The organism is Pseudomonas fulva (genome assembly GCF_023517795.1).
Taxonomy (GTDB): domain Bacteria; phylum Pseudomonadota; class Gammaproteobacteria; order Pseudomonadales; family Pseudomonadaceae; genus Aquipseudomonas; species Aquipseudomonas fulva_D.
The window spans coordinates 961,968-976,677 of record NZ_CP082928.1 but is presented as its reverse complement, the minus strand read 5'-3'; the positions used below and the strand labels follow the sequence as shown (position 1 = coordinate 976,677).

13 protein-coding genes are annotated in these 14,710 nt (G+C 64.5%); 10 read left to right on the top strand and 3 right to left on the bottom strand.

Annotated elements, in window-relative coordinates; translation table 11 throughout:
- The 5 genes from lpxB (at nt 1) to tilS (ending at nt 7,935) form a co-directional block, all read left to right on the top strand.
- The gene (lpxB, locus tag K8U54_RS04410; RefSeq protein WP_249909037.1) at nt 1-1,134 is read left to right on the top strand and encodes a lipid-A-disaccharide synthase; all 1,134 of its coding nucleotides are present in this window, start codon (nt 1-3) and stop codon (nt 1,132-1,134) included.
- The gene (rnhB, locus tag K8U54_RS04405; protein WP_249909036.1) at nt 1,134-1,742 is read left to right on the top strand and encodes a ribonuclease HII; all 609 of its coding nucleotides are present in this window, start codon (nt 1,134-1,136) and stop codon (nt 1,740-1,742) included. The genes lpxB and rnhB overlap by 1 nt, the downstream gene beginning before the upstream one ends.
- A gap of 76 nt (nt 1,743-1,818) precedes the next feature.
- Complete coding sequence (gene dnaE, locus K8U54_RS04400) at nt 1,819-5,358, top strand: DNA polymerase III subunit alpha (protein ID WP_249909035.1); 3,540 nt, start codon at nt 1,819-1,821, stop codon at nt 5,356-5,358.
- Nucleotides 5,359-5,599: 241 nt separating this feature from the next.
- Nucleotides 5,600-6,550 (top strand): acetyl-CoA carboxylase carboxyl transferase subunit alpha, encoded by a 951-nt coding sequence (accA, locus tag K8U54_RS04395; protein ID WP_070884104.1) that lies wholly within the window; start codon nt 5,600-5,602, stop codon nt 6,548-6,550.
- A 74-nt stretch (nt 6,551-6,624) separates the two neighbouring features.
- Nucleotides 6,625-7,935, top strand: coding sequence for a tRNA lysidine(34) synthetase TilS (gene tilS / locus K8U54_RS04390; RefSeq protein WP_249909034.1), 1,311 nt, complete (start codon nt 6,625-6,627; stop codon nt 7,933-7,935).
- Between the two features lie 220 nt (nt 7,936-8,155).
- On the opposite strand, the gene K8U54_RS04385 is transcribed toward tilS, so the two are convergent.
- The gene (locus tag K8U54_RS04385) at nt 8,156-8,341 is read right to left on the bottom strand and encodes a hypothetical protein (protein WP_236101343.1); all 186 of its coding nucleotides are present in this window, start codon (nt 8,339-8,341) and stop codon (nt 8,156-8,158) included.
- Between K8U54_RS04385 and K8U54_RS04380 the strand changes: the two genes are divergently transcribed.
- From K8U54_RS04380 to ispD, 5 genes are all read left to right on the top strand, one after another.
- A complete protein-coding gene (locus K8U54_RS04380) occupies nt 8,268-9,857 on the top strand; it encodes a CTP synthase (protein WP_249910395.1) in 1,590 nt (529 codons plus the stop codon). The two genes, K8U54_RS04385 and K8U54_RS04380, sit on opposite strands and share 74 nt — an antisense overlap.
- Before the next feature lie 3 nt (nt 9,858-9,860).
- A complete protein-coding gene (gene kdsA, locus K8U54_RS04375) occupies nt 9,861-10,706 on the top strand; it encodes a 3-deoxy-8-phosphooctulonate synthase (RefSeq protein ID WP_249909033.1) in 846 nt (281 codons plus the stop codon).
- A 141-nt stretch (nt 10,707-10,847) separates the two neighbouring features.
- Nucleotides 10,848-12,137, top strand: coding sequence for a phosphopyruvate hydratase (eno, locus tag K8U54_RS04370; RefSeq protein WP_249909032.1), 1,290 nt, complete (start codon nt 10,848-10,850; stop codon nt 12,135-12,137).
- A gap of 156 nt (nt 12,138-12,293) precedes the next feature.
- A complete protein-coding gene (gene ftsB / locus K8U54_RS04365) occupies nt 12,294-12,572 on the top strand; it encodes a cell division protein FtsB (RefSeq protein ID WP_249910394.1) in 279 nt (92 codons plus the stop codon).
- A complete protein-coding gene (gene ispD, locus K8U54_RS04360) occupies nt 12,569-13,279 on the top strand; it encodes a 2-C-methyl-D-erythritol 4-phosphate cytidylyltransferase (protein WP_249909031.1) in 711 nt (236 codons plus the stop codon). Before ftsB ends, ispD begins: the two co-directional genes overlap by 4 nt.
- Before the next feature lie 15 nt (nt 13,280-13,294).
- On the opposite strand, the gene K8U54_RS04355 is transcribed toward ispD, so the two are convergent.
- Complete coding sequence (locus tag K8U54_RS04355) at nt 13,295-13,576, bottom strand: HPF/RaiA family ribosome-associated protein (protein ID WP_249909030.1); 282 nt, start codon at nt 13,574-13,576, stop codon at nt 13,295-13,297.
- 171 nt (nt 13,577-13,747) lie between these two features.
- Nucleotides 13,748-14,635: a LysR substrate-binding domain-containing protein gene (locus tag K8U54_RS04350; RefSeq protein WP_249909029.1), complete on the bottom strand. Its 888-nt coding sequence runs from the start codon at nt 14,633-14,635 to the stop codon at nt 13,748-13,750.
- Nucleotides 14,636-14,710 lie beyond the last annotated feature (75 nt).

Here is a 14,710-nt window from a genome sequence, read left to right as displayed (position 1 = left end):
ATGGCTGAGGTATTGCGTGTCGCGCTGGTTGCCGGCGAGGCATCCGGCGACATTCTCGGTGCGGGCCTGATGCAGGCGCTCAAGGTGCAGCACCCGAACGTCGAATTCATCGGTGTCGGCGGCCCGCGCATGCAGGCCGAAGGGCTGGTCAGCGATTTTCCCATGGAGCGCCTGGCGGTCATGGGCCTGGTCGAAGTGCTGGGCCGGCTGCCCGAATTGCTGTCGCGCCGCCGCCGGCTGATCGCCAGCCTGATCGAGCGCAAGCCCGACGTGTTCATCGGCATCGATGCGCCGGATTTCACCCTGGGCGTCGAACTCAAGTTGCGCCAGGCCGGCATTCGCACCGTGCACTACGTCAGCCCCTCGGTCTGGGCCTGGCGGCAGAAGCGCGTGCTGAAGATTCGCGATGCCTGCGACCTGATGCTTACCCTGTTTCCCTTCGAGGCGCAGTTCTACGAGGCGCACCAGGTGCCGGTGTGCTTCGTCGGCCATCCGCTGGCCGATGCCATCCCGCTGCAGGCCGATCGTGCGGCGGCGCGCGAGTTGCTTGGCCTGCCAGGCGATGCGCCGGTCGTCGCCTTGCTGCCGGGCAGTCGTGGTGGTGAAGTGGCGCGCCTTGGCAGCCTGTTTCTCGACGCTGCCGAGCGCCTGCGTTCGCTGCGCCCTGGCGTGCGTTTCGTGCTGCCCTGTGCCAGCCCGGAACGCCGCCAGCAACTCGAACAGATGCTCGGCGGCCGCGACCTGCCGCTGCAACTGCTCGATGGGCGCTCCCACGACGCCCTGGCCGCCTGCGATGCCGTGCTGATCGCCTCCGGTACCGCGACCCTCGAGGCGCTGTTGTACAAGCGGCCCATGGTGGTGGCCTACCGCGTCGCGCCGATGACCTTCAGCATTCTCAAGCGGCTGGTGAAAAGTCCCTACATCTCGCTGCCCAACCTGCTCGCCCAGCGGCTGTTGGTGCCCGAACTGATCCAGGACGCGGCCACCGCCGACGCGCTGGCGCAGACGGTAGCGCCGCTGCTGGTAGACGGCGAGGTGCAGACCGAAGGCTTCGACGCCATTCATCGCACCCTGCGCCGCGGTGCCTCCGAGCGCGCCGCCGCCGCGGTGCTCGACCTGCTGGGGCGCAACTGATGCAGCTGGGTCTGGATTTCGCCACCGTCGAGGAACTGGTTGCCGGCGTCGATGAAGTAGGCCGCGGGCCGCTCTGTGGCGCGGTGGTGACCGCGGCGGTGATTCTCGACCCGGCGCGGCCGATTATCGGGCTCAACGACTCCAAGAAGCTGACCGAGGCGCGCCGCGAGAAGCTGTTCGACGAAATCCGCGAAAAGGCGCTGGCCTGGTGCATCGCCCGGGCGGAAGTGGAAGAGATCGACCGCCTCAATATCCTGCACGCCACCATGCTGGCCATGCAGCGCGCGGTCGAGGGCCTCGGCGTGCAGCCGAAACTGGCGCTGATCGACGGCAACCGCTGCCCGAAACTCGCGGTGCCCAGCGCCCCGGTGATCGGCGGCGATGCCCAGGTACCGGCCATCGCTGCCGCCTCGATCCTCGCCAAGGTCAGCCGTGATCGCGAAATGCGCGAGCTGGACGCGCTCTACCCGGGCTACGGTCTCGCCCTGCACAAGGGCTATCCGACGCCCGTTCACCTCGAGGCCCTGACCCGTCTGGGCCCGACGGCCATCCATCGGCGTTCCTTTGCGCCGGTACGCCGCCTGCTGGAAGCCACCAGCGACAACTGAGCGTACTCAGGCCGCTGTCCATCCTTCCAGTTACGGTACAATCCGCGTTTTGTCGCTTTTCCTGCAGGGCTTCTTCATGGCTGTTTCCTTCGTTCATCTTCGCCTGCACACCGAATATTCGCTGGTCGACGGCCTGGTTCGCGTCAAGCCGCTGGTCAAGGCCGTGGCCGGGGCCGGCATGCCCGCCGTCGCGGTCACCGACATGAGCAACATGTGCTCGTTGGTGAAGTTCTACAAAGCCGCCATGGGGGCCGGGATCAAACCGATCTGCGGGGCCGATATCTGGCTGGCCAGCGCCTATGAAGACGGCCCGCTGACCCGCATGACCCTGCTGGCGATGAGCCCCAGGGGCTACCGCAACCTCACCGAGCTGGTGTCGCGCGGTTGGAGCGAAGGGCAGAGCAACGACCTGGTGATCATCCAGCGCGACTGGGTGAAGGAGGCCAGTGAAGGGCTGATCGCCCTGTCCGGCGCCAAGGAAGGCGAGATCGGCCACGCGCTGCTCGATGGCGAGCCGGCCAAGGCCGAAGCGTTGTTGCAGGAATGGCAGGCGGTGTTTCCCGAGCGTTTCTATCTGGAAGTGCAGCGCACCAGCCGGGTCAACGACGAGGAGCACCTGCACGCCGCCGTCGCCCTGGCCGACAGGACCGGCGCGCCGCTGGTGGCCACCAACGACGTGCGCTTTCTCAAGCAGAGCGATTTCGAAGCCCATGAAACCCGCGTGTGCATCGGTGAAGGCCGCATCCTCGACGACCCGCGCCGTCCGCGTATCTACTCCGATCAGCAGTACCTGAAATCGCCAGAGGAAATGGCCGAGCTGTTCAGCGACCTGCCCGACGCCCTGCAGAACACCGTCGAGATCGCCAAGCGCTGCAACATCGAGGTGCAGCTGGGCAAGTACTTCCTGCCGGACTTCCCGGTGCCGGAAGGCATGACCATCGACGAGTACTTCCGCAAGGTCTCGTTCGACGGCCTCGAGGAGCGCCTGGAAGTCCTGCTGCCCAAGGACACCCCGGATTACGACGCGAAGAAGCAGGTGTACATCGACCGGCTGAATTTCGAGCTGGATATCATCATCCAGATGGGCTTCCCCGGTTACTTCCTGATCGTCATGGACTTCATCCAGTGGGCCAAGAGCAACGGTGTGCCGGTGGGCCCAGGCCGTGGTTCAGGTGCCGGTTCCCTGGTGGCCTACGTGCAGAAGATCACCGACCTCGATCCGCTGGCCTACGACCTGCTGTTCGAGCGCTTCCTCAACCCCGAGCGGGTATCGATGCCCGACTTCGACGTCGACTTCTGCATGGACGGCCGCGACCGGGTCATCGACTACGTCGCCGAGAAGTACGGGCGTAATGCGGTGAGCCAGATCATCACCTTCGGCTCCATGGCGGCCAAGGCGGTGGTGCGCGACGTGGCGCGGGTGCAGGGCAAGTCCTACGGGTTGGCGGATCGCCTGTCGAAGATGATCCCCTTCGAGGTCGGCATGACCCTGGAAAAGGCCTACGAGATGGAGGAGCCGCTGCGCGACTTCCTCAAGGTTGACGAAGAGGCGGCCGAGATCTGGGACATGTCCCTCAAGCTCGAGGGCATCGTGCGCGGCACCGGCAAGCACGCCGGGGGCGTGGTGATCGCCCCGACCAAGCTGACCGACTTCGCGCCGATCGCCTGTGACGAGGAGGGCGCCGGCCTGGTGACCCAGTTCGACAAGGACGATGTGGAGCAGGCCGGCCTGGTGAAGTTCGACTTCCTCGGCTTGCGCACCCTGACCATCATCAAGTGGGCGCTGGAAACCATTCACCGCGACCAGCGCGCGGCCGGCGTGGCCGAAGAGGATCTGGTCAACGTCGACTTCATCCCACTGGACGACAAGAAAACCTACGACATGCTGCAGAGGGCCGAAACCACGGCGGTCTTCCAGCTCGAATCGCGCGGCATGAAGGAGCTGATCAAGAAGCTCAAGCCCGACTGCCTGGAAGACATGATCGCCCTGGTGGCGCTGTTCCGCCCCGGCCCGCTGCAGTCCGGCATGGTGGACGACTTCATCAACCGCAAGCACGGCCGTGCCGAACTGTCCTACCCGCACCCGGATTACCAGTACGCGGGCCTGGAGCCGGTGCTCAAGCCGACTTACGGGATCATTCTCTATCAGGAACAGGTGATGCAGATCGCCCAGGTCATGGGCGGCTACACCCTTGGCCAGGCGGACATGCTGCGCCGCGCCATGGGCAAGAAAAAGCCCGAGGAAATGGCCAAGCAGCGTGGCGGCTTCATCGAAGGTTGCGCCAACAACGGCATCGATGCCGATCTGGCGGGCAACATCTTCGACCTGGTGGAAAAGTTCGCAGGCTACGGCTTCAACAAGTCCCACTCCGCTGCCTACGGGCTGGTGTCCTACCAGACCGCCTGGCTGAAGGCCCATTACCCGGCCCCGTTCATGGCCGCGGTGCTGTCGGCGGATATGCACAACACCGACAAGGTGGTCATTCTCATCGAGGAATGCCGCAGCATGAAGCTGCGCATCGATCCGCCGGACGTGAACGCCTCGGAGTTCAAGTTCACCGTCAGCCAGGATGCGAAACAGACCGAGCGAATCCTCTATGGCCTCGGCGCGGTCAAGGGCGTGGGCGAGGGCCCGGTAGAGGCCATCGTCGAGGCGCGCCAGGACGGCCCGTTCAAGGATCTGTTCGACTTCTGCTCGCGCGTCGACCTCAAGCGCATCAACAAGCGCACCATGGAAGCGCTGATTCGCAGCGGTGCACTGGACCGCCTGGGCCCGCACTTCCATGACGAGATCAAGGCCTACCAGGCCAACATCGACCGCAACCGCGCCGTGCTGCTGGCGGCGATGGAAGAGGCGGTGCAGGCCGCCGAGCAGACCGCGCGCAGCCACGACAGCGGCCATATGGACCTGTTCGGCGGCGTGTTCGCCAGCCCCGAGGCGGATGTCTACGCCAACCACCGCAAGGCCCGCGAGCTGTCCCTCAAGGAGCGCCTCAAGGGCGAAAAGGACACCCTGGGCCTGTACCTGACCGGTCACCCGATCGACGAGTACGAGAGCGAGGTGCGACGGTTCGCCCGCCAGCGCATCGTCGACCTCAAGCCGGCCCGCGACACCCAGACCATCGCCGGCCTGATCGTCAACCTGCGGGTGATGAAGAACAAGAAGGGCGACAAGATGGGCTTCATCACCCTGGACGACCGCTCCGGGCGTATCGAAGCCTCGCTGTTCGCCGATGCCTTCGCCAGCAACCAGGCGTTGCTGCAGAGCGATGCCCTGGTGGTGGTGGAGGGCGAGGTCAGCAACGACGATTTCTCCGGTGGCATGCGCTTGCGCGCCAAGCGGGTGATGAGCCTGGAGGAAGCGCGTACCGGCCTGGCCGAAAGCCTGCGGGTCAAGGTGCAGGCGGCGGCGCTCAAGGGCGACCGGCTACGCTGGCTGGGCGAGTTGTGCCAGCGCCACCGTGGTGCCTGCCCGATCACCCTGGACTACACTGGCGCCGATGCCAAGGCCCTGCTGCAGTTTGGCGAGCAATGGCGAATCGACCCGGCCGACAGCTTGATTCAAGCTTTGCGTGACCAGTTCGGGCGAGAAAACGTCTTCCTGCAATACCGCTGATATAGCGGCGCTGAAAAGGTGGGGCTCAGGCCGCATCTTTTCAGCCCTGACACTGCATGTTTGCCCCTGGCGTGCGCAGATCCTATGATTTGCCGCCGTGTGAATGCCTGGCGCATTTGCCGGCATTTTCGCCGGAAGTGCACAGCAGGTGTCGACCTGAAGGCGCCTGTTCCTATAAGGTAGGCGCCAATTGGATACACGCTCCCCGGCCCTTTTGGCCGTCGACGCATGACGGATGCCTATGAACCCGAATTATCTCGATTTCGAACAGCCGATTGCCGACCTGCAAGCCAAGATCGAAGAGCTTCGTCTGGTTGGTAACGACAACTCCCTGAACATCGGCGACGAAATCGCCCGCCTGCAGGACAAGAGCAGCACGCTCACCGAGAGCATCTTCAGCAACCTGACCAGTTGGCAGATCGCTCGCCTCGCGCGTCATCCGCAGCGCCCGTACACCCTGGATTACCTGCAGCACATCTTCACCGAGTTCGACGAGCTGCATGGCGACCGTCATTTCTCCGACGACGCGGCCATCGTGGGCGGCGTCGCGCGGCTCAACGGCCAGCCGGCGATGGTCATCGGCCATCAGAAGGGCCGTGAAGTGCGTGAGAAGGTGCGCCGCAACTTCGGCATGCCGCGCCCGGAAGGTTACCGCAAGGCCTGCCGCCTGATGGAAATGGCCGAACGCTTCAAGATGCCGATCCTGACCTTCATCGACACGCCGGGTGCCTACCCGGGTATCGACGCCGAAGAGCGCGGGCAGAGCGAGGCGATCGCCTGGAACCTGCGGGTCATGGCGCGCCTGAAGACGCCGATCATCTCCACCGTGATCGGCGAGGGTGGTTCCGGCGGCGCCCTGGCCATTGGCGTGTGCGACAACCTCAACATGCTCGAGTACTCGACCTATGCGGTGATCTCGCCGGAAGGTTGCGCCTCGATCCTGTGGAAGACCGCCGAGAAGGCGCCGGAAGCCGCCGAGGCCATGGGCATCACGGCCGAGCGCCTGAAAGGTCTGGGCATCGTCGACAAGGTGATCGCCGAGCCACTGGGTGGCGCACACCGCGATCCGGGCGCTGCCGCCGAATCGATCCGGCAGACCCTGGTCGCTCAGCTCGAGGACCTGCGCAAGCTCGACACCGACGCGCTGCTCGCCCGTCGTTACGAGCGCCTGATGAGCTACGGCATCGCCTGATGCCGTTCCACCCCGCAAGCAGGCCAATCGCCCCGATGGCCGTCATGCTTGCGGGGTCGCTTCACTGATCCCCCATGTCTCTCGAATCCGCCGTGCTGGCACGCCTTGCGGCGTGGCGTGATGCGCCCCTCTGGCGAGTCGCGTATTCCGGTGGCCTCGACTCTTGCGTGCTGCTGCACCTGCTGGCCAGGGCGGCCCGGCATCATCGATTGCCGCCGATCCGCGCCGTCCACGTCCACCATGGCTTGCAGGCCGTTGCCGACGCCTGGCCGGCCCACTGTCAGCTCTTTTGTGACGAACTGGGCGTTGCCCTGGACGTGCGGTACGTGCAGGTCGCGCCGGGTGCCAGCCTGGAGCGCGCCGCGCGCGAGGCGCGTTATGCGGCTTTCGGCGCCTTGATGGTGCCAGGTGAAGCGCTGCTGCTGGCCCAGCACCAGGATGACCAGGCGGAAACCCTGCTCTATCGGTTGCTGCGCGGCGCCGGTGTGGGGGGCCTGGCGGCGATGGCGCGCAGTCGCGGCCTTGGGCCGGGGCATGCCCTCCGGCCGCTGCTCGATGTGCCGCGCAAGGCGCTCGAGGCCTACGCGGTCGACCACGGGCTGGGTTGGGTGGAAGATCCCTCGAACAGCGACAGTGGCTTTGCCCGCAACTTTCTGCGTCGGGAGATCCTGCCGCGTCTGGCCGAGCACTGGCCTAGCGCGTCGGCGGTATTGGCGCGTGCGGCGGCGCACCAGGCCGAGGCCCAAGGCTTGTTGCAGGAGCTTGCCGAGATCGACCTGCAGCGCTCGCGAGGGCGCTTGGGCGTGGCCTGGCTGAGCATTCCCTGTCTGGATTTGCCGATGCTGCGCCAGCTTTCCGAGGCCCGTCAGCGCAACCTGCTCAGGCACTGGCTGGGTGACCGGACGCGCCTGCCGGACAGTCGGCATTGGCAGGGCTGGGCTGATCTGCGCGATGCTGCCGTGGATGCAACGCCGGTATGGCGGCTGGAAAGCGGCGAGCTGCGTCGCCACGGCGATCAGCTGCTGTGGCTGGATGCTGCGTGGGGCGTGCCCTGGTCGAATCAGGAGCTGCCCTGGCCCGATGCTCGGCAGCCCCTCGGGTTGCCTGGCAACGGCCTGGTGAGGGTTGCCGGGCAGCTTCCCGATGGACGGCTGAGCATCGGTTACCGGCAGGGTGGGGAAGTGCTCAACGTACCAGGGCGTGGGCGGCGTGATCTCAAGCGCCTCCTGCAGGAGGCTGGCGTGCCGGAGTTCATCCGCCCGCGGCTGCCGCTGTTACGCTGCGACGGCCAGGTCGTCGCGGTCGCCAACCTGCCGCTCGAGCCGGCCATGGGTGAGCTGCATTGGCAATTCTCACCGTGGTTGCGGCCAGTCGTGCCAGATTGACCGAGGCAGACCTTGCGCCGGATATAAGCGGCTGATTGGCAAGGTATTTATCGCAATGCCAGAATTCTGCCAGCAGCCGTTTTCGCCCCGTACGGGCTTGCCGTTCTTCCCCCTTCAGGACCTTTCCGGTAGACTACGCTCCCGTCTCTATTCAGGTATTCGCTGCTTCTTCCGGAAGCGGTGGATGTTTGCTATTTGCCGGCATGGTTCGCCATGTTTGCTAAGGTGAACCAAGGCCTTCTCTGCTCCCCGGCGGCTCGACCGCCACTGCTGACTTCTTAGGGTTTTTCATGACGCGCTTCATTTTCGTCACGGGTGGTGTTGTTTCTTCATTGGGGAAAGGCATCGCCTCGGCATCCTTGGCGGCAATCCTGGAGGCGCGGGGCCTGAAGGTCACGATGCTCAAACTGGATCCGTACATCAACGTCGATCCGGGCACCATGAGCCCGTTCCAGCATGGTGAGGTGTTCGTCACCCACGATGGCGCCGAGACCGACCTGGACCTGGGTCACTACGAGCGTTTCATCCGCACCACCATGACCAAGAGCAACAACTTCACCACTGGCCGCGTGTACGAAGACGTGCTGCGCAAGGAGCGCCGGGGTGACTACCTGGGGGCGACCATTCAGGTCATCCCGCACATCACCGACGAGATCAAGCGCCGCATCATCAAGGGTGCCGGCGACGCCGACGTGGCGATGGTCGAGATCGGCGGTACGGTCGGTGACATCGAGTCCCAGCCGTTCCTCGAGGCCATCCGCCAGCTGCGCGTGGAAGTGGGCGCCAAGCGCGCCATGCTGATGCACCTGACCCTGGTGCCGTACATCGCCACCGCCGGCGAGACCAAGACCAAGCCGACCCAGCATTCGGTCAAGGAACTGCGTTCCATCGGCCTGCAGCCCGACGTGCTGGTGTGCCGCTCCGACCACCCGATCGACGTGTCGTCGCGTCGCAAGATCGCCCTGTTCACCAACGTCGAAGAGCGCGCGGTGATCAGCCTGGAAGACGTCGACACCATCTACAAGATCCCCGGCGTGCTGCATGCCCAGGGCCTGGACGACTTCGTCGTCGAGCGTTTCGGCCTCGATTGCCGCGGCGCCGACCTCTCCGAGTGGGACCGCGTGGTCGATGCCAAGCTCAACCCGGAAAAAGAAGTCACCATCGCCATGGTCGGCAAGTACATGGAGCTGCTGGACGCCTACAAGTCGCTGATCGAAGCGATGAGCCACGCCGGCATCCAGAACCGTACCAAGGTCAACCTGCGCTACATCGATTCCGAAGACATCGAGAACCAGGGCACCGACCTGCTGCAGGGCGTCGATGCGATTCTGGTGCCGGGCGGTTTCGGCCTGCGCGGCGTGGAAGGCAAGATCACCACGGTCAAATATGCCCGCGAGAACAAGATTCCCTACCTGGGTATCTGCCTCGGCATGCAGGTGGCGGTCATCGAGTTCGCCCGCAACGTGCTGGGCTGGAGCGATGCCAACTCCACCGAATTCGATATCGCCAGCGGCCACCCGGTGGTCGGCCTGATCACCGAATGGCAGGACGCCACGGGCGTCACCGAGTCGCGTACCGAGGCCTCCGATCTGGGCGGCACCATGCGCCTGGGTGCTCAGGACTGCCAGCTGCTGCCGAACTCCCAGGTGCACGCCTGCTACGGCAAGGACGTGATCGTCGAGCGTCATCGTCATCGTTACGAAGTGAACAACAACCTGCTGCCGCAACTGATCGACGCCGGCCTCAAGGTCACCGGTCGCTCCGGTGACGGTGCTCTGGTCGAAGTGGTGGAAAGCGCCGACCATCCGTGGTTCGTGGCCTGCCAGTTCCACCCGGAATTCACCTCCACGCCCCGTGACGGTCATCCGCTGTTCAGCGGTTTCGTCAACGCCGCGCTCGCGCACCAAGCTAAGAAGGCCTGACCCATGGCGCAGAAGACCGTACGCGTCGGCAAGATCGACATCGCCAACGACAAGCCTTTCGTGCTGTTCGGCGGCATCAACGTGCTGGAGTCCCGGGATCTGGCCATGCGTGCCTGCGAGGAATACGTACGGGTCACCGACAAGCTCGGTATTCCCTACGTGTTCAAGGCCAGCTTCGACAAGGCCAACCGCTCCTCGGTGACCTCTTTCCGCGGCCCCGGCCTGGAAGAGGGCATGAAGATCTTCGAAGAGGTGAAGAAGACCTTCGGCGTGCCGGTGATCACCGATGTGCACGAGCCCTACCAGGCGCAACCGGTGGCCGATGTCTGCGACATCATCCAGCTACCGGCCTTCCTGTCCCGGCAGACCGACCTGGTGGTCGCCATGGCCAAGACCGGCGCGGTGATCAATATCAAGAAGGCGCAGTTTCTCGCTCCCCAGGAGATGAAACATATTCTCGCCAAGTGTGTCGAAGCCGGGAACGATCAGTTGATCCTCTGCGAGCGCGGTTCCTCCTTCGGGTACAACAACCTGGTGGTGGACATGCTCGGCTTCGGCATCATGAAGGCCTTCGAGTACCCGGTGTTCTTCGATGTCACCCATGCCCTGCAGATGCCGGGTGGTCGCTCGGATTCCGCGGGCGGTCGTCGCTCCCAGGTCACCGAGCTGGCCAAGGCCGGCATGAGCCAGGGCCTGGCAGGTCTGTTCCTCGAGGCGCATCCGGATCCGGAAAACGCCAAGTGTGACGGCCCCTGTGCGCTGCGTCTGGACAAGCTGGAGCCGTTCCTCGCCCAGCTCAAGCAGCTGGATGATCTGATCAAGAGTCAGGATCCGATCGAAACCGCCTGATGGCGTTTTCTGGTCCCGTCCGTTTCACCGCCCGGCCCGTTGGCCGGGTTTGTATGTCCGCCTGGCCGCCAGCGCGTATGGTCGGCAGCGGGCGCCGAATGCTGCAGTGCGTTTTCGACAACTTCTGGAGAGCTTACAAGAATGGCAAAGATCGTCGACATCAAGGGTCGTGAGGTTCTCGACTCCCGTGGCAACCCCACCGTGGAAGCGGACGTAATCCTCGACAACGGCATCGTTGGCAGCGCCTGTGCGCCGTCCGGTGCCTCCACCGGTTCGCGCGAAGCGCTGGAACTGCGTGATGGCGACAAGAGCCGTTACCTGGGCAAGGGCGTGCTGAAGGCCGTGGCCAACATCAATGGCCCGATCCGCGACGCGCTGCTGGGCAAGGATCCGGTTGACCAGAAAGCCCTCGACAAGACCATGATCGAGCTCGACGGTACCGAGAACAAGGCCAAGCTGGGCGCCAACGCCATCCTCGCCGTGTCCCTGGCCGCCGCCAAGGCGGCTGCCCAGGATCAGGACCTGCCGCTGTACGCGCACATCGCCAACCTCAATGGCACGCCGGGTCAGTACGCCATGCCGGTGCCGATGATGAACATCATCAACGGTGGCGAGCATGCCGACAACAACGTCGATATCCAGGAGTTCATGGTCCAGCCGGTTGGCGCCAAGACCTTCTCCGACGGCCTGCGCATGGGCACCGAAATCTTTCACCACCTCAAGGCCGTGCTCAAGGCCCGTGGCCTGAACACCGCGGTGGGTGACGAAGGTGGTTTCGCGCCAAACCTGGCCTCCAACGAAGACGCCCTGTCGGCAATTGCCGAAGCCGTGGCCAATGCCGGCTACAAGCTGGGCAGCGACGTGACCCTGGCCCTGGACTGCGCGGCTTCCGAGTTCTACGAGGACGGCAAGTACAACCTGTCCGGTGAAGGCAAGTCGTTCGACGCCGAAGGTTTCGCCGAGTACCTCAAGGGCCTGACCGAGCGCTTCCCGATCATCTCCATCGAAGACGGCCTGGACGAATCCGACTGGGCGGGCTGGAAGATCCTCACCGACAAGATCGGCGCCAAGGTGCAGCTGGTCGGCGACGACCTGTTCGTGACCAACACCAAGATCCTCAAGGAAGGCATCGACAAGGGCATCGGTAACTCGATCCTGATCAAGTTCAACCAGATCGGCTCGCTGACCGAAACCCTGGAAGCCATCCAGATGGCCAAGGCGGCCGGCTTCACCGCGGTGATCTCGCATCGCTCGGGCGAAACCGAAGACAGCACCATCGCCGACCTGGCCGTCGGCACCGCCGCTGGTCAGATCAAGACCGGTTCGCTGTGCCGTTCCGACCGCGTGTCCAAGTACAACCAGCTGCTGCGTATCGAAGAGCAACTGGGCGCCAAGGCGCCGTACCGCGGTCGCGGCGAGTTCCGCGGCTGAGACGGGTTCGCGCGGCGCAGGTGAACATCGCCTGCCGCGCGGCTCTCCTGGAGCACCGCCAGGTTCACTGGCGGCCTTGCCGGATACCGATGACGCAGGGAGAATCCACGGATGTCCGCCGCCGCGACCCTTTCCTACCCGAGTGCCTCACCTGCCATGCGTAGTCCCTACTGGCTATTTCTCGTTCTGATCCTCGTGCTTGCAGGCCTGCAGTATCGCCTGTGGGTGGGCGAGGGCAGCCTGGCCCAGGTGACCGAGCTGCAGCAGGAGATCGCCGATCAGCAGGGCGAAAACGAACGCCTGCTCGAACGCAACCGCATCCTCGAAGCCGAGGTGATGGAGCTGAAGAAGGGCATGGAAACCGTCGAGGAGCGTGCCCGTCATGAGCTGGGTATGGTCAAGGACGGCGAAACCCTCTATCAGTTGGCTGAATGAACATACCTGATCTGCCGTCGTTCTGGGCGGTGATTCCGGCCGCCGGCATCGGCAGCCGCATGCGTGCCGACAAGCCCAAGCAATACCTGCAGCTGGCCGGCAAGAGCATTCTCGAACACACCCTCAACTGTTTCCTCAAACACCCTGGCCTGCGCGGTGTGGTGGTCAGCCTGGCCGAGGACGATCCGTTCTGGCCCTGCCTCGATTGCGCCCGCGACGGGCGAATCCATACCGCCGCCGGTGGCGCCGAACGCGCCGACTCGGTGCTCAATGCCTTGCTTCGCCTGAGCGAGCTGGGCGCCGCTGAGCAGGACTGGGTGCTGGTGCACGATGCCGCACGGCCCAACCTGGCGCAGTCCGATCTCGATCTTCTGCTGGCCGAATTGGCCGACGATGCCGTGGGCGGGCTGCTCGCGGTGCCGGCCCGCGATACCCTCAAGCGCGTGGGCAGTGATGGCCGGGTGCGCGAAACCATCGATCGTTCGGTGATCTGGCAGGCCTACACGCCGCAGATGTTCCGCCTCGGCGCCTTGCACCAGGCACTGGCCGAAGCCCTGGTATCGGATGTCGCGGTCACCGACGAGGCCTCGGCCATGGAATGGGCCGGGCAGGCGCCGCGGCTGATCGAAGGCCGGGCGGACAACCTCAAGGTCACCCGCCCGGAAGACCTGCACTATCTGGAGCGCCTCTGGCGAGGCCGGCACTGAGTCACCGTCAGGGGCTCAGTGAATCCATTTCTTGGCGTTCTTGCCGATGTTGCGCTCCAGCACTGCAGTGAGCTTGTTCATGGCGCCGTCGATGGCCTGCTGCAGTTCGCAGGCATCAAAGGACACCGACATCGGATCGCGACCTTTCATCCGAGCTTCGACCTTGCAGCGTTTGTCCTGGGGGCCGCTCTTCAGGGCATTCTCGTCCGATAGGTGAATTTCCACCCGGGTGAGGTGCTCCTCGTAGCGCTGCAGTTTGTCGCGCACTCGACCGCGGATGTCAGTCTTGAATGCCATGGAAGTGTCGACGTGCTTTCCGCTATTGACCATGACCTGCATAACCATGTCCTCGTGCTGGGGGTTGGCATCGACCCGAACGGGGGCCTCATGGGTTACGACGGAACCTCGAAGGCAGGGTTCGCCGACGCTTGTGACATTCTATGAGCGCCAGGCACCGAGCCCCTGCAGTCAGGCGTATTCGGCGCGCTGAGCGAGACCGTAACGTAATGCGTCGATCAATTGCCTGACCTTGGGCGACAGGTGCCGCTGCTGGGGGTACAGCGCCCATACCGCGGTATTGGGCGGTTGATGATTGTCGAGCAGCGACACCAGGGCGCCGCTGCGCAGGTGCTCGAGCACGTAGTAATCCGGCAGCTGACACAGACCTAGCCCGGCCAGGGCCGCGTCCAGCACGGCCTGACCGCTGTTGCAGCGCCAGTTGCCATTGACCCGCTGCGAAGCCTCACGGCCTTCGAGCTGAAAGGTCCAGACGTCGCTGCTGCCGATCAGGCAATTGTGCCGAGCCAGTTCCGACAGGCTGTGCGGGCGTCCGTAACGCTGCAGGTAGTCGGCCGATGCGCACAGGTACATGCGTCGTGGGGCCAGGCGGGTCGCCAGCATGCGCGAGTCCTGCAGGCGGCCGAGGCGAATGGCGATATCGAAGCCGTCCTGCACCAGGTCGAGGGTGCGATTGCTCAGCTCGATCTCGACCGACAGCCTGGGGTGGTGCGCCATGAACGCGGTGACCAGCGGCACGATGAAGCGCTCGCCGTAGGCCACTGCACAGGTCATGCGCAGCAGGCCCTTGGGCTCGCTACCCAGATCGCCAATGGCGTTCAGTGCTTCTTCACGGGCGTCCTGCAGACGCTGGCAATGTTGCAGGAAGGTCTGGCCGGCCTCGGTCAGCGCCACCTTGCGCGTGGTGCGGTAGAACAGGCGGGTGTGCAGGCGTTCTTCGAGGCGGGCGATCTGCCGGCTCACCTGTGACGAAGACAGTCCCAGGCGTTCTGCCGCTGCCGTGAACTGGCCGCATTCGGCCACGGCGACGAATTCGTCCAGCCCTTCCCAGCGGTTCATGGCATCACTCGCGACATCGTCGATTATCCCTGTAGAGCAATAATGTTTTGCATTCTGCCTGATTATCTCAATCGA